Here is a 20,638-nt window from a genome sequence, read left to right as displayed (position 1 = left end):
AATGTATTAGGCTGTTTCTAACTCGGCTTGTTCTTCCGATACTTTGGTTTTATTGTGTTTCCACTGCAACTGGTCGTTAATTTCGCCAGTATCCTGCAGGCTGGTCAGCACTTTCAGGCGCATCAGTAGCGAGTTACGGAAGTCGCCATCTTTAAAGTTCATCGCCATCAGGCCATCACGCAATTCCTGAATTGCCTGCTTTAATGTTACCTGCGGCTGGTGGTTAGGTGCCAAAGACTTGAATAGGTCGAAGTTTACGCAATAAGAGCGTTTATCAGGAGCTGCATCACGGTTAAGTGTTACTTCTGTACCCGGAATAACATCTGCCACAGCCTCAGCCAATTCGCTAACCTGGTAGTTCCACTCGTTGCTGCCGGCATTTACTGCCAGGAACTCGCCACCATTAGAAGCATCTCTGGTAATTGCCCACTCAATGGCACGAGCCATATCTTTCACATGGATCAACGGACGCCAAGGGCTGCCATCACTCAGAATATTGATCTTACCTGTTGCTACTGCCCCTGCTACGAAATCATTCAGCACCAGGTCCAGGCGCAGACGATCGCTCATACCGCAGGCAGTTGCAAAACGAAGGCATGTTACCGTAAAACCATCACCGGCAAGCGGCTCTACTCCTTGTTCTGTAAATACTTTAGAACGGGCGTAAGCAGTAAGTGGATTTAATGTAGAACTCTCTGTCTTCGCGCTTCCTTCAGTAGCACCGTACATACTGCAGCTTGATGCAAAAACATAGGATTTAACACCGGCAGCTTTAGCCATTTCAGCGATTCTAACACTCGACTTATAGTTTACATCTAGTGTTATATCTTCGAATTTCGTACCCATCGGGTCGTTAGAAATGGCGGCCAGGTGTACTACTGCATCAACACCTTCCAGCACTTCAGCCGGCATAGTGCGTACATCTCCGAATAACTGTACATCCAGTTTGCTTTCCGGAAATACAGTAGCATTGGTTAAACAGGTAGCGAAATAGGCCATATCATAGCCTATCAATGTTGCATTTGGGAAAGTAGAACGCAACTGGCGTACAACACCAGGGCCTACATAACCCATATTTCCAGTTATTAAGATCTTCATGATAATTATATATTGAGAAAGGGATAGTTGAATTGATTTCCTTTTGTTTTCGAAGCTTAGTTCAGCACGCCTGACAGCATTTTATGCCAAACATTCCACGGCGCTTTACCAGACTGCCATAGTTCTTCAAGCAAATGTTTGTCGCGAAGGGTATCCATTGGCTGCCAGAAACCGGTATGGCGATAAGCAGAAAGTTCACCTTCTTCAGCTAATTTCTCCATTGGTTCTTTTTCCCAGGTAGTGCTATCATCCTCGATGTAGTCAAAAACGCCTGGCTCCAATACAAAGAAACCACCATTTATCCATGGCATGTCGCCGCCTGTTGGCTTCTCTTTAAACTGATTGATCTTAGTTGCTTCTGAAGAAAGGTTAAAAGCACCGAAACGGCCCGGCTGCTGCACGGCTGTAAGTGTAGCCTTCGTGCCTTGGGCTTTGTGGTAAGCAATAGCTTCCGCAATGTTCACATCGCTAACACCATCACCATAAGTCATGCAGAATGTTTCGTTACCTACATAATCTTTAACGCGCTTTAAACGGCCACCTGTAAGAGTACCCTCACCGGTATCTACCAAGGTCACTTTCCATGATTCGGTATTATTTCTGTGGATCTCCATGCTGTTTTTACGCATATCAAAGGTCACATCAGAGTTGTGCAGGCAATAGTTTGCAAAATATTCTTTGATCATGTGTCCTTTATAGCCACAGCAGATCACAAACTCGTTAATATTGTAGTGAGAGTAGATTTTCATGATGTGCCACAGGATGGGCTTACCACCAATTTCTACCATAGGTTTTGGTCTTACGCCGCTTTCTTCACTGATTCTTGTTCCATAGCCACCGGCAAGTATAACTGCTTTCATTATGCAAAGGGTTTTTGGGTTGAACTAAAAATTAGTACCAGGACAGTACATCATGTGTTGTCTTATCAGGCACATCACTTAATACGACAATCGCTATATTTGGATTTATTTCTTGTAAAAAAAGATGCAAATTTTACAGCATAGTTTTCTGAAACCGGCCTAAAGGTGTGTACGCTGTTATGCACCCGAAACAACTGTGCTAACCGGATACTGAATTCTGATTTGCGCTTGAGAAAGGCATGATAGCAAGCCCGGAAAAACCGCCTGCTAATGCAGGCTGGTCGCCGGTTATACTTTAATTTGTAGCGGTAATAATGCCTGATCATCTTCCTCCATCTCATATCTTGATCACGTTTCAGGCTTTCATTTTGTTTAATCAGCAGCAGTAGAACTACCTTTAACCAGGCGGTGCAGCAATAGCTTCGAGGCCAGGTATACAAAGGTGCTGTTGGTAACCAGGTATCGTTTCCAGAGCCGTCCCGGCTCCAGGTATAACCTATAGGTCCATTCCAACGAAAGATCACGGGCCCATTTCGGCAATCGCTTCTCTAATCCGGCATAGGTCATAAAAGCCTGGCCAACACCCAGCATACAGGCATTTACACGGCCTTTATGGTCTGCCATCCAGCGTTCCTGCTTTGGGCAGCCCAGTGCCACAAATACAAGATCCGGAGCAGTTTCGTTAATCATATCAACAATGGCATTATCCTCTTCATCCGATAACTTACGGAAGGGTGGTGAATAATAACCGGCAATGCGCAGGTTTGGCAAGTCTTGTTTAGCTCTGCTAACTACCGCTTCCAGTACCTGATCTGTAGACCCATAGAAGTATACGGATTTTCCACGGTCAGCGGCTTCCTGCAGCAGGCGTGGCACCAGGTCCATACCTGCTACACGGTCCTGTTGCTGCCCGTACAGCAGTTTCATCAGCTTAGAAACCGGCCCCCCATCTGGCGTGGCCACATCAGCCTGGTTTAAGAGCGTATTAAAACTTTTGTCTTTGTAAGATTCTACCAACATGTGCACGTTGGCAAAACATACATAAGAAGAAGCCTTATTATCAGTAAGCCAGAAAATATGGTTTACAAAATCATTAAACGAACCAGCCGATATTAGCGAAGTGAGTAGTTTTCGCTTTGTTTTTAAGGGTGCGGCAATTGCTGGTTCTTGTATGGTATCAGTATTAGTAAGCATTCTTTTCGCCTTTGATCATGTTCCAGACAGTGAGAAATATAATTTTCATGTCCATCATAAAGCTCCAGTTCTCCATGTAGCGCACATCATACTCAATGCGTTTCTCCATCAGGTGCACTTCTTTGGTTTCGCCTCGGAAGCCACTTACTTGTGCATAACCAGTTATACCTGGCGTAACAAAGTGGCGCATTTTATACTTGGAGATTACCTTAGAATAGTGTTCCAGTTGCGACACAAGGTTCGGACGTGGCCCTACCACAGACATATCACCCAAGAGTACGTTAAAAAACTGCGGCAGTTCGTCCAGGTTTGTCTTTCTCAGGAAAGCACCCACTCTTGTAATGCGTGGGTCGTGCTTAGTTGCTTGTAACTCAGTCTGATTGTTTATATACATTGTTCTGAATTTGTAGCAGACAAACAACCTGTTCTTTTTACCAGGACGCAATTGTTTAAAGAAAATCGGTCCTTTAGAGTTGATTCTGATAGCCAGTGCGATAATCGGCATCACGATCGGGAAGAGTAAAAGTATAACCGAAAGTGAAAATGCTATGTCGAAAGCACGCTTTACAACACGGTTTGTAACCAATTCCAATGGCTCGTTGCGAATGCTGATCATCGGAATGTTCTGATAGAAGTACATATTCACATCGCGCTGTACCAGGGCACTAAATTCAGGCACCATACGGAAGTACATGAAGTTGTCATCTGCAAACTGAGACAGGTCTTCGATATGCTCTTTATTGTTTAATGGCAGGGCATAGTAAATTTCATCAATGCTGTATTGCAGGCAAAACTCTTTTACATCTTCTACACTACCTTTTACCATATTATAGTATGGGCTGTTTACATCTGGGTCATTATCAAAGAAACCCATGAATTTTGTACCTGGATTATCGTGTGTGTTAAAAGTCTGATAAAGCGTAGAAGCTGCAGGACCTGTACCGATAATGACAAAGCGCGAATATGCCATATCTGATTTGGTAAAGTATTTGTTCAACTGTACAATAAGTAGGCGACTGAACCCAATTAGAAGCGCAGTTGACAAATAAGTATAAAGGAGCAATAGCCTTGAAATAGATTCTAGGTTAAAAATTACGATACAGCTTGCCAGCAAAAAAGCATGCAAAATAAACGCATTGATGACGTTAGCTATACTTTTATGGCAGGGAACGAAGCGTTCGATCTGAAAAACAAAGTCCTTGAAACCAGATACGATCCACCATACCAGACCAAAAAGCACAAAGAAAATACTGTACTGATGCTCAAAGTGCAGCTCGCCGTAGCGGATGAAATTAGAAACCTTGAAAGAAAGGGCTATAAGGATTATATCTAGCATCAACAAAATCACTCGGTTGAAGCTATTATAGTGACGGTATTTATTCATAGTCTATTTTGTACTTATTCAATCATATACTTCTTTAATTAACTCATTCTGATTGCTAGATTAGCGATTTCCAGATCTCAAATCACATATTTCGCAGGTTTGCCAAGCAGTTGGATATTATAATAAGTTTTATAAAACAATATCATTTAAATATTAGGAAAACAAAATATTTATATTGCACTTTTATTATTATCAATTCTCAACAAGTCCTTATAAAACCTCAAATTTGAACCATGCACATTATTACGCTTTAAACTTTTAGAAGTTTGCCTTATAATTAGGTTTTATTAACAAATTATGATAATACAATATTTAGAAAAATAATTCTTTTAAAATTTATATTTTATCAACCTTTATATAATTCAAAATGTATGCAATTTCCAAGAATATATAATTCTAACTATATTTATTAAATTTAATATATAAATATAACTATACACATAAACCCACTAATTATTTACCTTAAAGTATCTTATAAAAAACTGCTGACGATCCAAGTTATGCCCAAGCTGCTTCTTATCTATGCTTTAGAATCACTAAATATAACTTAACCAAGCCTGCCTATCATTAAAAAAACAATTCATCAAGTTGCTTAAGTACAACAACTTGAATCATTCAAATACACTTATTTTAAATACTTAAAAAAAAATTGCTACAAGGAACTTTATCGCGGAATAAATACTTAGCAAATTCATGGTTATCATAGTTTTAAAAGCATTTCTTAAAAGAACCAAGCTTAGACTTTTTTTAAAGACACAACTAAGAAAACCAGTAACATAAAATCAAAATAGCATTTAAAATACAATTACATGAACAAACTATACACTCGTATTAATTTGCATATTAAAGGGTTAAAAGGATAAAATAGATCTCATGTTATATTGCTAGGACCTAGCAAAAAGCAGCTCCGATTGTGGGTAAAAACTATCCGCTGAATTGAACTGAAATATCGTGTTATAAAAAATCAGTAAACTTCTGAGAAGCTCGCTGATAAATAAGCAATACAAGATTCTTTACAACTTTTAGCCATGCAGCCAATCTTGAAGGGTTTATTTAAACTCTTACCTCTATATTTTGCAATATTATTTGCTTCGGCCACCTATGCCCAAACTTGCACTCCAATTATCACCTCACTAGGCGATAAATCTTTATGTGAGGATGGCGAAATAACACTTATAGCAAGCGAGGCAGCACAATACACCTGGTCTACTGGAGAAACATCTCGCTCCATTAAAGTTAAGTCGGGTGGCGAATACTGGGTAAAAACAGTAGATGCATCCGGTTGCACAGGCACATCGGATATAATGCGCATAGCTGCCAAACCAGATGCCAGCATAGCAGACCCGGTTGATTTCTTTACATACTGTAGTTATTCCGGCGGCGAGGCCACTTTTGATCTAACAGTAGAAAACACCTCTACAACAAAGGAAACAAACGCAAATTATAGCATTAAATGGGGTGATGGCAGTGTTTCCAAGTATGGCAAAGACTTTAAAACGGTAAGTCACAGGTATACTTCAGCCGGATCTTTTACTTTAGAATTAACCGTAACAAGTGAGAGCGGCTGCACCAGCACTAAAACAGAAAGAGTATTTGTTGGTAGTAACCCAGGCCTGGGACTTGCCAGCCGTGGTAATACCAGCGACTGCGCTCCCTCTACCTTTATTTTCGATATCCTGAATACGGAAGGCAATTCAATCCAGACTATCTATAAATTCTGGTTTGATGATGGAACAGACACCCTTACTTATACCCACGCCAACTTACCCAAGACAATTGAGCATACTTTCACCGAATCTTCAAAAGGAAAGCCTTATAACTCTTTCACACTGAATGGCTATGCGGTTAACCCCTGTGGTACTACTCCAGCCTCGGTGGGTGGCATTAAGATATCAAAAGGACCAACTGCAGGCTTAACAGTTTCTGCTACAGAAGGCTGCATTGGACAGACCTTTAACCTGAAAGATATTTCGGAGGGTGGCTTTAACGCAAACCAGTCTTCCAATACATACAACCGCGAATGGATCATTTCTCCGGCTACCGGCTGGGAATTTGTATCTGGCACCATACGGTCTGCTACTCCAACTATAAAAATTAACGAGCCCGGAGAATATAAAATAAAGATTTATGTAACACCTTCAGGGGGCAACTTAAAGTGCTCCGGCGACTCGGCCGTAAGTATAATTAAGGTTAGTGCGCCCCCCAAAGCGGGTTTTACATTAGCTCCCACACCAGAGCAAGGTTGTGCACCTAACCTGGTAAAAGCTGTAAACACATCTGTTGGAGATAATATTGAATACGCTTGGTCTGTGGCGCCAACTACAGGCTGGAGCTATGCAACAGGCTCTACTGCACGTTCAGCTTCGCCTAACTTTAACTTTACCACTCCTGGAAACTATACGGTTACGCTAACAGCTACCAATGGCTGCGCCCCAAGCAGCACGGTCAGCCAGGCTATAACGATAAAAGGTAAACCTGTTGTTACACTCCCATCGCCGCAAACTTACTGTGGCCCGAAAATTATAGCCTTTAGCAACGCTAATTCTCTGCACAAACCAACTTATAATGCAAAACTGGGCACCATTACAGGCTACGAATGGAAAGTAACCGGCCCGGCTGCAGTAACTTATGAGAATGGCACAAGCAGCGGTTCGCAATACCCAAGTATAAACTTTACACAAGCCGGAACTTATGATGTTGCAGTTGTAGCCATAAATGAATGCGGGCAATCTTCGGCGCCAGCTGTACAAAGAGTTACTATAAATCCGTTACCGATTTTAGAGATTGCAGCGGCAAAACCTGCTATTTGCGTTGGAGATAACGTGGAACTGACCGCGTCCGGAGCTGATACCTATACCTGGGCACCTGCTACAGGATTAAGCACCACAACAGGCAGCAAAGTAACAGCCTATCCTACAGAAACTACAACTTATACTATAACAGGTGTAAATAAGACTACTGGCTGTACCAGCACCACTACTTATAAGGTGGTAGTAAATACACCTCCAACAGTACAGGCAACCAGCTCTACTCCTGAAATATGCGTTGGGCAAGGCTCAGCTATACTCACCGCCACCGGAGCCGACACTTATACCTGGGCACCTGCAGCAGGTTTATCAGCTACCACTGGCAAAAGTGTAACAGCAACACCAGACAAAACCACAACTTATACTGTAACTGGTTTTAACTCAGAAACAGGCTGCAACAGCACAACAACAGTAACTGTTAAAGTAAACCCCCTACCCGAGGTAAATGCAGGTGCTGATTTGGTTATTTGCGACAAACTTGTGGCTACCAAACTACAGGCAAGCCCGGCCGGTGGAACCTGGTCAGGAACCAATGTAACAACAGACGGTTACTTTACACCATCCGGCAAAGGCGATTTTATACTTACTTATACCTACACTAACGAAAACGGCTGTACCAATTCAGACGATGTTAAAATAACCGTTTCAGAAGTTTTGGTAGCCAATGCCGGAACAGATAAGGAAGCATGCCAGAATAGCGGTGCCTTTATACTTCAAGGAGCTCCTTTTGGTGGCAAATGGAGCGGCTCGGAGCATGTTTCGGAAGATGGCACCTTCACACCTTCGACAGCAGGAACATTTACGCTTACATATACTTACTACACCGGTAGTTGCTTTACAACCGATGAAATGATCGTTGTAGTGAAGCCACTACCAACTGCGCCTTCTGTTACAGGCATTCAGGATATCTGCTATAATACAGGTACAAGCTTAATGGCTGAGACTACAGCAGGAGTAAATGGCACTTTCTCCTGGTATACTCAGGAAAAAGGAGGTCAGCCAATAGCTACAACAGCTGCAGGCACAGCATTCGAAACTGGTGCGCTAACCAAATCAACAGATTATTATATAGAATTTGCTTCTTCTGAAAGCGGTTGCGCCAGCACCCGAACCAAAGTTACGGTGGTTGTAAGACCCGAAATTGCAAAGCCTATCGTGCAGCCTTATGTTATGTGCAGACCTGGCAAGGCGATTTTAGCTGCAGAAGGCACCGCCAGTAACTATAACTGGTATGATGAAAGCGGAAAACTGGTTTTTACAGGCAAAGTGTTCGAACCTGAATTTACTACTACCGGCACCCATACTTACTTTGCAGAAGGCTTTGTGGAAAATTGCGCAGGCCCTCGCGCCGAAGTTACGGTTACTGTTTACCCTGAACTGGACAACAACCGCCTGAACGCAGTTGCAGAAATTTGCTCAGGCCAGACACCAGATCCGTTAAATGGTAGCGAGCCAACCGGAGGTAATAGCAGGTATACTTACCGTTGGGAATATAGTCTTGATGGTAAAGTTTATACTTCCATTGGAGGCGCCTTCACCGCAACTTATCAGCCTGGTGCTCTTACAAAGTCAACCTGGTTCAGAAGAGTAGTGTTATCTGCAGGCTGTGAGCTTACATCAGCACCTGTACTCGTGTCTGTAACGCCAGTTATCAGCAAAAATGAGCTTTATACTGTTCCGGTTATTTGCGCGGGCAATCAACCTGCTAAACTTACAGGGAAACTGCCTGAAGGCGGCAATAAGATTTATACTTACCGCTGGGAGTACAGCACGAATAACATTACCTATACAAGTATAGAAAACAGCAATAATGCCGAGTATCAGCCTGGAGTTTTACTTGTACCGACCTGGTTCCGACGTGTAGTTACTTCAGGTACCTGCTCCGAAGATATCAGCGCACCGGTTAAAGTAACAGTGGTTCCGGCAGTTTCAAACAACATTATCCGTGGCACTCAAACCATTTGCGCCGGCGAAGCAGCCGCACAGCTAACAGGCGAATTACCTGCAGGAGGCAATGGCACAGGCAGCTATACTTACTACTGGGAGGCTAGTGTGGGCGGAAGCGGTTTTTCAGAAATTCCAAATAGCCGTGGCACATCGAAGCAGAACTGGAACCCGGGACAGGTAAAGGAAACTACTGCTTTCAGACGTGTAGTGCTATCCGGCACATGCGAGGTAAGTATAAGTGAACCTGTAACTGTTACGGTAAACCCACAATTGGTAAATATTATTGCCGGCTCACAGACCATTTGTGTGGGTGATGCGATTTCTCCTATCCCGGGCGAACCAGCCAGCGGAGGCGATGGTACAAACTATACTTATGCATGGGAAAGCAGCACAGATGGCAAACCTTTTACAGCAATAACTGGCGCACCAAACTTACCGGGCTTTACGCCGGAAAACCCATCTGTTACTACTAAGTATCGCAGAAAAGTTACTTCAGGTGCCTGCACCAGCTATTCTAACATCGTAGAGATAACAGTCAATCAGCTACCGGACGCTCCTGTTGCTAGTGCAGCTCCTGTTTGCGAAGGCTCATCGGCTGTGCTTACTGTAAACGGAGCAAGCGGAACAACCTATAGATGGTACGACCGCAACGGCACATTACTGCACAGTGGCCCTGAAACTACCTATACTACCACCCATGCGCTAGCTGCGGGCAACGAGACCTATTTTGTAGAGGCTGTTAATAGCAACAAGTGTGTAGGTTCACGCTCAAAACTTGAGGTTATAGTTTACAAGCCGCTGGTGAATAACACGATCAGCACTAAAACACCATTAGTTTGCGCCGATGTTACCGTGATTAATTTCTCTGCATCTGAGCCAACCGGCAGCAACGGCAACTATAAGTATAGCTGGGAAATAAGCACCGATAACGGCAAGAGTTTCCGGGTTGTGGCTATTACCAAAGAATATACTCACAAAGCTGCATTAACCGGGCCAACTATATTCAGGCGTGTAGTTACCGCAGCTCCGTGTGGCACGCTTACCAGCAACGAGGTAGCGGTAAACATTGTACCTGTTATCAGCAACAATAATATTTTAAGCGGAGCGCAAAATCTTTGCTTTGGCGAAAATGCCTCTCTGATTGAAGCGAGCAAACCCGATGGCGGAGGCGAAAACCTGACCTACCGTTGGGAAATGAGCACCGATGCAGGCAACGCCAAAACTTATAAAACAGCCGAAGGAAACTACAGCGCACAAAATTACCAACCAGGTAAGCTCGATAAAACAGCCTGGTTCAGACGTGTGGTAATATCAGAACTGTGTGGCGAAAATCCATCAACTCCGGTTGCTGTTAACATTACACCGCAGATCCTGAATAACCAGCTTAAACCATTAAGTTCAGATCAGGTGATTTGTGCGGGTAGCGAAGCTGCCGAGATCAAAGGTACTTCCCCATCTGGCGGCAATGGAGTATATAGTTTCCAGTGGTGGCAAAGTATAGATGGCGGCGCCACATTTGCAAAAGCAACCGGTACCAGCACAGCAGCCAACTATAACCCGGGCATACTTACTAAAACTACCTTGTACAAGCGTGTGGTAACTTCCGGAAATTGCGCAAGTGAGTCTGATGTGATTACGGTTACTGTTAACAAGGGCATCCTTAACAACATGTTATATGCTGCAGCAGAAATCTGCAAAGGAGCATCGCCAGCGTTGCTAACAGGCACAACACCTACTGGCGGCGAAGAAGGCAAGTATGAATACTTATGGGAGTACAGCGCTACCGGCAATACGGGCAGTTTTACGCCTGCGCCTGGCAACAACAGCCGCACGGATGGCAGCTACCAGCCCGAAGCCTTGCAAAACAACACCTGGTTCCGCAGAAAAGTTAGCTCAGGAGGCTGTTCAGTTTACTCTGCCCCGATAAAAGTGACGGTTAACACGCCCCTAGGTAATTATAACATCAAGGATTCTCAGAGTATATATGCAGGTACAATTCCGGCTACGCTTACAGGTCTTTACACTACTCCGGTTACAGGTGGCAATGACAAGTATGAGTACCGCTGGGAAATGAGCACCGACGAAGGCCAGAACAAGACATTCGTTGCTGCTCCCGGCGCTTATACCAGCAAGGATTATGTATTCCAGAGTGGCTTACGCAAAACAACCTGGTTCAGAAGAGTAATTGCTTCCGGTGGATGCGAGGTCATCTCCAATGAAATAGTAATCTCTGTAATTGCCGAAATTGCTGACAACGTCATAAAATCAGATCAGGTAATTTGTGTGGGCAATACGCCAGCGCAGTTGCAAGGCACAGTACCAACAGGTGGCGAAGGCCAGTTCAGTTACCGTTGGGAAAGCAGCACTACAAGCGAAGCAACTGGTTTTGTAACAGCACAGGGCCAGGGCAATAATGCGCAGAACTTTCAGCCAAACGCAGTAAGCAAACCAACCTGGTTCAGGCGTGTGGTAACTTCTGGCCCTCATACAGCCATCAGCAATACTATACTTATTTCTGTAAGGCCGGCGCTGGACAATAACAAGATCAGCACCAACCAGACAATCTGTTCAGGTACAACACCTGCTACCCTTACAGGTTCTGCGCCAACAGGCGGAAGCGGTACTTATACTTACCTATGGGAGATGAGCACAGCCGGACCAACCTCAGGCTTTATGACAGCACCTGGCAATAACAACGGACAGAACTACAGCCCGGCTGCCCTTTCACAGGCTGCGTGGTTTAGAAGAGTGGTTACCTCGGAGGCCTGCGACAAGCTGGTAAGTAATGTGGTGGCTGTAAGTATAAACTCATTGCCTAAAGCACCGGCTGCTGCTGATGCCATAGTTTGTTCCGGTGGCATTGTTACGTTAACCGCAACTTCGATGGGCGATGGCAGGCTGGAGTGGTATGATGCAGCTACGGGAGGCAGCTTACTGGCAACCGGCCGCAGTTTCACTACAACTCCTTTACAACACACTACTACTTATTATGTGCAGGAAGTGAGCTTGTCTTGTGCAGGAGCGCGCAAAGCCGTTACAGTTACGGTTACGCAACCTTCCGCGGATGCAGGCCTGGATATCACTATTGTAAAAGGCCAGAGCGCAACCCTTAATGCCAGTGGTGGCGACAGGTATACCTGGGCTCCGGCACCTGGCATAAGCGACCTCAACATTCCAAACCCGGTGGTAAAACCTGAAGTTACTACGACCTATAAAGTAACGGTAGAAACGGCAGGTGGCTGTACTTTCACAGATGAGGTAACGGTAACGGTACTGCAACAGGTACTTATACCGAACACCTTCACTCCGAACCGCGACGGCATCAACGATACATGGGAGATACCGAACATCGGAAGCTATCCTAACTGTAAAGTACAGGTATTCAACCAATGGGGCAATAAAGTGTTCAGCTCTGATGGGTACAAACAACCATGGGACGGACGCTTTAACGGCCAGGAACTTCCGCTGGCAACTTACTACTACATCATTTACTTAGATAAAAATGAAAAGCCTTTATCAGGCAGCGTAACAATTGTTAAATAACAACCTATGAATAAACTTTTAGCCCTTGGATTATTGCTTTTGCTGGCAAGTATAGGTTATGCCCAACAAAGGCCGCAATATTCGCAGTACACTTTAAACAATTATCTGGCAAACCCTGCCATTTCAGGTATAGAAGATTACGGAGACCTGAAACTAGGCACAAGGCAGCAATGGTCTGGACTGGAGGGAGCCCCGGTTTCATACTATGCTACCTTTCACATGCCTATTATGAAGGATATGACTGCCACTTACCGCGGTGGCAGAGGTGTATCTATACCAAAAGAGTCGAGCACTAAAAAGCCTGTTTACCGTCGTCTGCGTCCGCACCACGGCATAGGCGCCATGGCCATGAGCACCGAGACAGGCCCATTAAAAAGAGGCAGCCTGAGCTTTAGCTATGCTTACCACCAGCCCCTCACCCGAAGGATCCGCGTTTCAGCGGGCGTGGCACCCGGTCTTATACAATACAGCCTGGACCCGGCAGCCGTGCGCGTAATAAACAGCAACGATCCGGCTATACTTGACGGGCGTGTGAATGAAATAAAGTTTGACCTGAACATGGGCTTATGGTTATATGCTTCTGATTTTTACCTTGGTGTGGCTGGCGCGCAACTTGTTCCGGCTAAACGCCAGTATGTAACTACAACTACGGCAGAAGATAACAGCGGCACTTTGCAGAAGCATTATTACGTTACAGGTGGCTACCGATTGGATGTAACTCCTTATTTATCTATAGTGCCTTCTTTTATGGTGAAAATAGCACAGCCTAACACCTCTGTAGATGCAACAGCCAAAGTAATTTATGCAAACAGGATCTGGGCGGGCGCATCCTACCGCCACCAGGAATCTGTATCGGCAATGGCAGGTATAAACATCAGCCCCTTACTTGATCTGGCTTATTCTTATGATGCCAGCACCTCTCCGCTTGGTCAGGCAAATGCAGGTAGCCACGAAGTTATACTTGGCTTTAAGCTGCGCAATACAGCTAAAGTAGTTTGTCCGCAATGGGCCTGGTAAAGTGTACGAAAGTATAAAACAGAAAAGGCAGCTATAAGTAGCTGCTTTTTCTGTTTTTACAGGTCAGGATTTATACTTGCTCTGCTTTGAAACCGGCTTTTTCCACCGTGCTTTTAATTTCCTGCGCATCCAACGTAGCTGTTGTTACTTCCAGAATTTTATCCGGATTGGCAGTATCTACGTTCCAGGTTTCTACGCCTTCCAGTTTTTCCAGGTGTGGCGTTACAGCTTTAATGCAGCTACCGCAATTTATCGTGGTTTTAAATTTATAGGTCTTCATATTTAGCTTATTTATCAATTCAACAATTTTTATACTTTAAGAGTTAGATTTTTCTGGCACGCAGGCGCAGGCTGTTTGTTACCACCGATACAGAGCTCAGGGCCATTGCTGCCCCGGCAATCATGGGGTTGAGCAGAAAGCCTGTGAATGGGAACAATACGCCGGCAGCAACCGGTATACAGATCACATTGTAGAAAAACGCCCAGAACAGGTTCTGATGGATAGTTTGTACCGTCGCCCGTGAAAGTTTTACCGCTGTGGCTACTTGGGTCAGGTCGGAGCGCATGAGCGTGATACCAGCTACATCCATAGCAATATCAGTACCATGCCCCATGGCTATACTTATATCGGCAGTGGCAAGTGCCTGTGCATCGTTTATACCATCACCTACCATAGCTACAGATTTTCCTTCGTTCTGCAGTTTCTTCACAAAAGCTGCTTTATCGTTTGGCAACAACTCGGCCTGATACTGTTTTATACCTACCTGCCTGGCAACTGCAGCGGCTGTTTGCTTATTATCACCTGTCAGCATGTATACTTCCAGGCCAGCATCCAGCATGGCTTTTATACCTTCGGCAGCCGTTGGCTTTATCGGGTCGCTTACGGCAAATACAGCCAGTGCCTGCTTTGTATTTCCGAAAAAGATAACGGTTTTAGCGTCCTGTTGCAGCGTTTCTGCTGCCTGAAGTAAGGCATCCGGCAACTGAACATTATACTGTTTCAATAGCTTCTCATTGCCGGCAAAGTAGCGTATTCCTTCAAACTCAGCTTCTATACCTAAACCTGTCAGGCTGTTAAAATAGTTTGGCTGTACTGCATTTACGCCTGCCTCTTTATAGAAAGTATAAATTGCCTGTGCTATCGGGTGTTCTGATTGTGCTTCTATAGAGTAGAAAACCCGCTCCAGCAATTCCTGTTCAGTAATACCATCACCCCAGATAACATCTGTAACAGCAGGTTTACCCAAGGTGATAGTTCCGGTTTTATCCAGTATAACAGCATTGGTCTGGTGGGCACGCTCCAGGCTTTCAGCATCTTTTATAAGGATACCATTTTCTGCACCGCGGCCCACGCCTACCATAATGGCGGTTGGCGTTGCAAGGCCCAAGGCACAAGGGCAGGCAATTACCAGCACCGAAATTGTAGACAACAATGCCTCTGTAAGATAAGCCTCGCCTCCCAGCACCAGCCACGTTATTAAGGTAAGTATAGCTATTCCCAACACTACCGGCACAAAAATACCTGCTATTTTATCTACTAGCTTTTGAACAGGCGCTTTACTTCCCTGTGCTTCCTGCACCATTTTAATAATATGGGCCAGCATAGTTTCGCCTCCGGTTTTCTGAGCAATTAGCTGCAGACTTCCTTTTTGGTTGATGGTACCGGCAAAAACGGCATCTCCTATTTGTTTTTGCACCGGCAATGGCTCTCCGCTAAGCATACTTTCATCAAGGTAAGAAGCCCCATACGCAACTTCACCATCAACAGGCACACGATCGCCGGGAAGAAGCAACACGCGGTCGCCAACCTGCACTTCTTCAATTTTTATCTCGGCTTCTGCTCCATCACGTAATACTCTAACCGTTTTTGGCTGCAAGCCCATTAGCTTTTTAATAGCAGAGGAGCTCCTGTTTTTAGCATTTTCTTCCAGGTATTTCCCCAGAAGTATAAAAGCAATGATCACGGCTACCGCTTCGTAGTACACGTGCGGCATCAGGCCACGGCTCATAAAAAAGTGTGGGTAAACCGTATTAAAAAAACTGAAAATAAATGCTATACCTGTACTTAAGGCTACCAGCGTATCCATGTTGGCGCGGCCGTGCCTGGCCTGCAACCAGGCGTTAACGAAAAAGCGTTGCCCGGCCCAAAGCAGCACTGGCGCAGTAAGTATAAGCATAGCCCAGTTGCCCCAGCTAAAGGTATCATGAAAGAACATGCCCAGCACGAAAACCGGAAAGGCAAGTATAGCTGCAGCAATGGTCTTTCGTTTCAACTCGGCTAGTGCGGCGGCCTGCCGCGCTTCTATCTCTTCCTCCGTCTGCTTTTCTATCAGCAGGTCAAAGCCTATTTCTTTAACAGTGGCCTGCAGCTGCACAGGCGATATTCTGGATGGCTCATAGGCAACCTGTAGCGTTTTACCTGCAAAGTTCACGTTTGCCTCCTGCACACCTTCCTGGGCTTTCAGCATACTTTCTATACTTGAGGCGCAGGAGGCGCATGACATACCCTCTACCGGAAAGGATGCTTTTTTATATTTTTTAGATGTCAGGGTTTCCATCGTGGTGTCTCCTTTCTTAATTTCTGATGTTACAAAGATACACCTGCACTATTGCGTTTTCATTACACTTTTCCGGATAAGGTTTACAGATTTTAATGCAATACACTTTTGTACGGTTTTTAGATAAAAAATAGGTTGTAACTACAATTGTAAGTACTGATTTTAATACTATGCTGCTATCACACAACACTTTCCTAAAGTATAAGCACAGCTATTATAAATATAGATTTTATAAGCCCGATGTATTTAAAATGGAACTAAAAAGAGGGTAAATTTTGCTAATAATCTGGTAGGTATGCATACCTACTGGTTTGTCCTTCTAAAGATATGTTCCTAAATTGGAAGATTAGAAGCACAGGCAATCAGGCGCAAAGCTTTAACATGATATTCAGAAACAGATTAAACATTGCTTACCATAGCGGCAAAACCATCAAATTCGTAGCTGTTGCGTTTGGTGTTTTGCTTGCTGCGCTGGTTGCTGTAAGTATGTTGTCATTTTTAGGAGCGCGTAAAGTTCAGATTAACTATAATGCCATGGTTGCCGATGCCATGTATAAACTGGACCTGATAAACAGCCTGCACGAGAACGAAGACGCGATCTATAATAAAGTACTGGAGCACCTGTCTACCGCTAATCCGGAGTTAAAATTACGCTATGCCAAAGACATAGACATCATTAATGCGCAACACCAGGTAGCCTTAAATAAACTTGATCAGCTCCTGCAGGACAGGGAACATGAAAAAATACTGCATGCTTTTATAAGCGAGCAGCGCATTTACCAGGACCACATTAAGCAACAGCTCGATCTAAGCCAGCAGGGCAAACTACAGGAAACCCAAACCTATAACATACAGGTACTTACACCAGCCTACCAGGTACATCAGCATTTACTTAAAGAACTAAGCGCAGGTATCCGGGACACTATACAAGGCAATGGCGACCATGCGGTAGAGTCTTTTAATGGTGCAGTACGGAAGTATAAACTCCTGCTTATACTTACTTTCTTTTTAGCTCTGGCAGGTGCCCTTTTGCTACGGCATGTGATTAAAAGGCTCCGGCGCGACAATTTGCTTCTGAATGCCGAGATACAGGAACGGCAGCAACTTGAAATGGCCCTTAACGAAAGCAGCCGCCAGTATAAAATGCTGTTTGAGCACAACCCGCTGCCTATGCTGGTGTACGATCAGCATACTTGTAAATTTATAGCGGTAAACCAGGCTGCTTCAGATGAGTATGGTTATACACGGGAGGAATTCCTGGAGATGACTTTTTATGACTTACTGCCCGTGGATGAAATAGAGCAATCGCAGCGCCAGCTATCCAGAACAAACCGCTTTGCCTCAGCAACTGACACCTTGCGCCACAAACGCAAAGACGACACAACTTTTACGGTAGAGGTAATATCACACCCCTTGCCTGAGCAGGCCGACCATCACCCGAGGTTGGCCATTGCTGTTAATATAGAGGAACGCGTACAGGCTTCAAAGCTTATAGAGCATAATGAAAAGCAGCTGCGCGAGATCAGCTCCAGCTTACCGGGCGTAGTTTACCAGTTTCAGATGGATAGCAACCAAAAGTTCAGCTTCCCTTACGTAAGCGAAGGTATTGTTGAATTGTATGGCGTACACCCATCAGAAGTATACGCCGACCCCGACAAGCTATTCAAAGACCTGCACCCACAGGATGTACCTGCCATGGTGAGATCAACACAGCAATCTTACCAAACCTTAACCCCCTGGATGCTGGAGTTCAGGATATGGCATGCCAGGCAGAAAAAATGGAAATGGCTGCGTGGCCACAGTATGCCAACCCTGAAAGAGAATGGTGTTATTATCTGGAACGGTACTTTTATTGATATCACTTTCCAGAAAGAGGCCCAGGAAAAACTGGCCGAAAGCGAAGCCAACCTGCGTGCCCTGCATAACAGCTCGCCACAGGCAATTTATTTGTTAGATGAGCACCTGAATATAGTTTCTTTTAATGCTGTAGCCCAAACAGAAGTAAAGAGCTATCTGCTTAAAGATTTACAAACAGGACAAAGTATACTTGAATTTGTAGACACATCGCTGAAGCAGGAAATACTGAAACACCATGCGCAGGCTATACAGGGAGAAACTATAGTATACGAAACCGGCAATGGCAGCTATTGGCATGAAATTGCGTTCAGGCCGGTGTTCAACTCAAGGGGTAAAGTACAGGCTGTTTCGTTAAGTATAAATAACATATCGGAGCGTAAAAAGGCCATTGAAACGATAAAGCGCAACGAGGCACAGTTGGAACGTGCACAGCAACTGGCTCATTTTGGCAACTGGGAATATGACCTGCAACGCGAATTGCTACACTTCTCGGATGAAGTATACCATATTTATGGTGTTTCCAAATCTGATTTCAGGCCAACATTTGCCAATGTAGTAATGCGCTTTCACCCGGAGGACCGTGCTATGGCGCTGGAAAAGTATAACGAGGCACTTGCCAATAACAGTGAACTAAGGCTGGAACACCGCATTTTGCATTCCGACGGTACCGTAAGATACCTTTACCATATCGGCGAAATAATCAGGGATGAGAATGGCAATGCTATTCGAGTAACAGCTACAGTTCAGGATATTACGGAGCGAATAAAAAGAGAACAAGAGGTAAGAGCAGCTAAAAACCTGCTACAATCCACTTTGGAAAACATTCCCGAAGTTATTTTCTCTATGGGCACAGATGCCGTACTTACGTACATCAGCCAACAGTGCCATGAGCTAACCGGCTATACCGTGGAAGATTTCATGGCGAATCCGAAACTATGGTTTAGCATTATGCGCGCCCAGGATAAACAGCAGTTATTAGGCCAGATCATTCCTAATTTACTGGCCGGGCAAAGCCAGCAATGCGAAGTATGCATTATTCGCCGCGACAGGGTTATAAAATGGCTGATGTTACGCATATCACCTAAGCTTGATGAAAAAGGAAATGTGATCAGGCTCGATGGCTCTGCATCGGACATGACAGAGTATAAAATTGCCGAAAACAAACGCAACGACCTGACCGAGCAGTTACTGAAACAAAACCAGAACCTGCAACAGTTTGCTTACATTGTTTCGCATAACCTGCGGGCGCCTATTGCCAACATACTGGGCCTTACTTCTATATACGATCGTAAACGCCCTGATCAACTACTGAATAACCGTGTAATTGATAACCTGTTTAAATCGGCGAAGTTGCTGGATTCAACCATCCGCGACCTGAACGATATACTTACCATCCGTAGCGAGATAAACAAGGTAAAGGAAGAAGTAGCATTTTGCCAACTGCTGGAGCATGTAAAAGATGGCTTGTCTGATGAATTGGAAAAATCGGATGCCCGCCTGGAATATGATTTTGAAGATGCCCCTACCCTGCTAACTATCAGAAGTTATGCTTATAGTATTATGCTAAATCTGATATCAAATGCGTTAAAATATCGTTCGCCGGACAGAAAGTTATACTTACAGGTAAAAACTTTGCGCTTACATGGTTATATTTGTCTTATGGTCAGCGATAATGGCCTGGGAATTGATCTGGAAAAAGAGAAAGAAAAAGTTTTTGGTCTGTACAAACGTTTTCACCACGACAAAGAAGGCAAAGGCATTGGCCTCCATTTAGTTAAAACACAAACAGAGCTACTTGGAGGTAAAGTTGAGGTAGAAAGCCAGGTGGGTGTGGGTACAACCTTTCATGTGTATTTTAAAAGTTAGGTAAATAAATGAGTACTTTGAGAAGGGTAGTTTTGATAGATGACGATCAGGTAAACAATTTTGTTTGCGAGAGCATTATCAAAAATGAAAAGTTCGCAGAGGAAGTTATTAGTTTTGAATGGGCTGAAGAGGCGTTAAGCTTTTTGAAAGAAGCTACAGAAAAAGCTCCTGCCAGTTTTCCTGAACTTATTTTCCTGGATATTAACATGCCAGGCATGGATGGCTGGTCTTTTATTGATGAGTATCGCAAACTTCCGGAAGAGGTAACAGGCCGCTGCAACCTATTCATGCTTTCGTCTGCAGTAGACAGGAAAGATATTGTAAGCGCTAAAAGCCTGGAAGAGGTAAAGGACTTTTTCTCCAAGCCGCTTTCCCCTGAAATTCTGGAGTTTATAAAAGATGAATTTATTTAATCAAAAAGCCCCGACGCAAAAAATGCCGGGGCTTTTTGATTAACAAACATCTATACTTTAACAAACCTCTATACTTCCAACTCTGAGCTTCCTT

General features: G+C 44.4%; 10 protein-coding genes. 4 read left to right on the top strand and 6 right to left on the bottom strand.

The window, feature by feature from the left end; translation table 11 throughout:
* Positions 1 to 6: 6 nt before the first annotated feature.
* The 4 genes from LWP20_RS13760 to LWP20_RS13745 form a co-directional block, all read right to left on the bottom strand.
* Positions 7 to 1,098, bottom strand: a complete 1,092-nt coding sequence (locus LWP20_RS13760; protein ID WP_242928732.1) for an NAD-dependent epimerase/dehydratase family protein — start codon at positions 1,096 to 1,098, stop codon at positions 7 to 9.
* A gap of 56 nt (positions 1,099 to 1,154) precedes the next feature.
* The gene (rfbF, locus tag LWP20_RS13755; protein WP_242928731.1) at positions 1,155 to 1,958 is read right to left on the bottom strand and encodes a glucose-1-phosphate cytidylyltransferase; all 804 of its coding nucleotides are present in this window, start codon (positions 1,956 to 1,958) and stop codon (positions 1,155 to 1,157) included.
* A gap of 372 nt (positions 1,959 to 2,330) precedes the next feature.
* Positions 2,331 to 3,152 carry a WecB/TagA/CpsF family glycosyltransferase gene (locus tag LWP20_RS13750; protein WP_242928730.1) on the bottom strand — a complete coding sequence of 274 codons (822 nt, stop codon included), beginning with the start codon at positions 3,150 to 3,152 and terminating at the stop codon, positions 2,331 to 2,333.
* Positions 3,142 to 4,488 carry an undecaprenyl-phosphate glucose phosphotransferase gene (locus LWP20_RS13745; protein WP_242928729.1) on the bottom strand — a complete coding sequence of 449 codons (1,347 nt, stop codon included), beginning with the start codon at positions 4,486 to 4,488 and terminating at the stop codon, positions 3,142 to 3,144. The genes LWP20_RS13750 and LWP20_RS13745 overlap by 11 nt, the downstream gene beginning before the upstream one ends.
* A 1,076-nt stretch (positions 4,489 to 5,564) precedes the next feature.
* Here LWP20_RS13745 and LWP20_RS13740 point away from each other — a divergent pair.
* On the top strand, positions 5,565 to 12,833 hold the full coding sequence (locus LWP20_RS13740) for a DUF8696 domain-containing protein (protein WP_242928728.1): 7,269 nt from the start codon (positions 5,565 to 5,567) through the stop codon (positions 12,831 to 12,833).
* A gap of 6 nt (positions 12,834 to 12,839) precedes the next feature.
* Complete coding sequence (locus tag LWP20_RS13735; protein ID WP_242928727.1) at positions 12,840 to 13,850, top strand: PorP/SprF family type IX secretion system membrane protein; 1,011 nt, start codon at positions 12,840 to 12,842, stop codon at positions 13,848 to 13,850.
* A 70-nt stretch (positions 13,851 to 13,920) separates the two neighbouring features.
* On the opposite strand, the gene LWP20_RS13730 is transcribed toward LWP20_RS13735, so the two are convergent.
* Positions 13,921 to 14,130, bottom strand: a complete 210-nt coding sequence (locus LWP20_RS13730; protein WP_242928726.1) for a heavy-metal-associated domain-containing protein — start codon at positions 14,128 to 14,130, stop codon at positions 13,921 to 13,923.
* A gap of 43 nt (positions 14,131 to 14,173) precedes the next feature.
* Positions 14,174 to 16,408, bottom strand: a complete 2,235-nt coding sequence (locus LWP20_RS13725) for a heavy metal translocating P-type ATPase (RefSeq protein WP_242928725.1) — start codon at positions 16,406 to 16,408, stop codon at positions 14,174 to 14,176.
* A 381-nt stretch (positions 16,409 to 16,789) separates the two neighbouring features.
* Between LWP20_RS13725 and LWP20_RS13720 the strand changes: the two genes are divergently transcribed.
* Positions 16,790 to 20,131 (top strand): PAS domain-containing protein, encoded by a 3,342-nt coding sequence (locus LWP20_RS13720; protein WP_242928724.1) that lies wholly within the window; start codon positions 16,790 to 16,792, stop codon positions 20,129 to 20,131.
* Between the two features lie 8 nt (positions 20,132 to 20,139).
* A complete protein-coding gene (locus LWP20_RS13715) occupies positions 20,140 to 20,544 on the top strand; it encodes a response regulator (RefSeq protein WP_242928723.1) in 405 nt (134 codons plus the stop codon).
* Positions 20,545 to 20,638: the final 94 nt, after the last annotated feature.

The sequence above is a fragment of the Pontibacter vulgaris genome (assembly GCF_022758145.1).
Taxonomy (GTDB): domain Bacteria; phylum Bacteroidota; class Bacteroidia; order Cytophagales; family Hymenobacteraceae; genus Pontibacter; species Pontibacter vulgaris.
Note: the sequence above shows the minus strand (reverse complement) of the source record. Positions and strands in the feature narration are given on the sequence as shown.

Excerpts from the sequence above, each read along its gene's own strand:
- LWP20_RS13760 (WP_242928732.1), bottom strand. The coding sequence starts at position 1,098 with ATGAAGATCTTAATAACTGGAAATATGGGTTATGTAGGCCCTGGTGTT.
- rfbF (WP_242928731.1), bottom strand. The coding sequence starts at position 1,958 with ATGAAAGCAGTTATACTTGCCGGTGGCTATGGAACAAGAATCAGTGAA.
- LWP20_RS13750 (WP_242928730.1), bottom strand. The coding sequence starts at position 3,152 with ATGCTTACTAATACTGATACCATACAAGAACCAGCAATTGCCGCACCC.
- LWP20_RS13745 (WP_242928729.1), bottom strand. The coding sequence starts at position 4,488 with ATGCTAGATATAATCCTTATAGCCCTTTCTTTCAAGGTTTCTAATTTC.
- LWP20_RS13740 (WP_242928728.1), top strand. The coding sequence starts at position 5,565 with ATGCAGCCAATCTTGAAGGGTTTATTTAAACTCTTACCTCTATATTTT.
- LWP20_RS13735 (WP_242928727.1), top strand. The coding sequence starts at position 12,840 with ATGAATAAACTTTTAGCCCTTGGATTATTGCTTTTGCTGGCAAGTATA.
- LWP20_RS13730 (WP_242928726.1), bottom strand. The coding sequence starts at position 14,130 with ATGAAGACCTATAAATTTAAAACCACGATAAATTGCGGTAGCTGCATT.
- LWP20_RS13725 (WP_242928725.1), bottom strand. The coding sequence starts at position 16,408 with ATGGAAACCCTGACATCTAAAAAATATAAAAAAGCATCCTTTCCGGTA.
- LWP20_RS13720 (WP_242928724.1), top strand. The coding sequence starts at position 16,790 with ATGATATTCAGAAACAGATTAAACATTGCTTACCATAGCGGCAAAACC.
- LWP20_RS13715 (WP_242928723.1), top strand. The coding sequence starts at position 20,140 with ATGAGTACTTTGAGAAGGGTAGTTTTGATAGATGACGATCAGGTAAAC.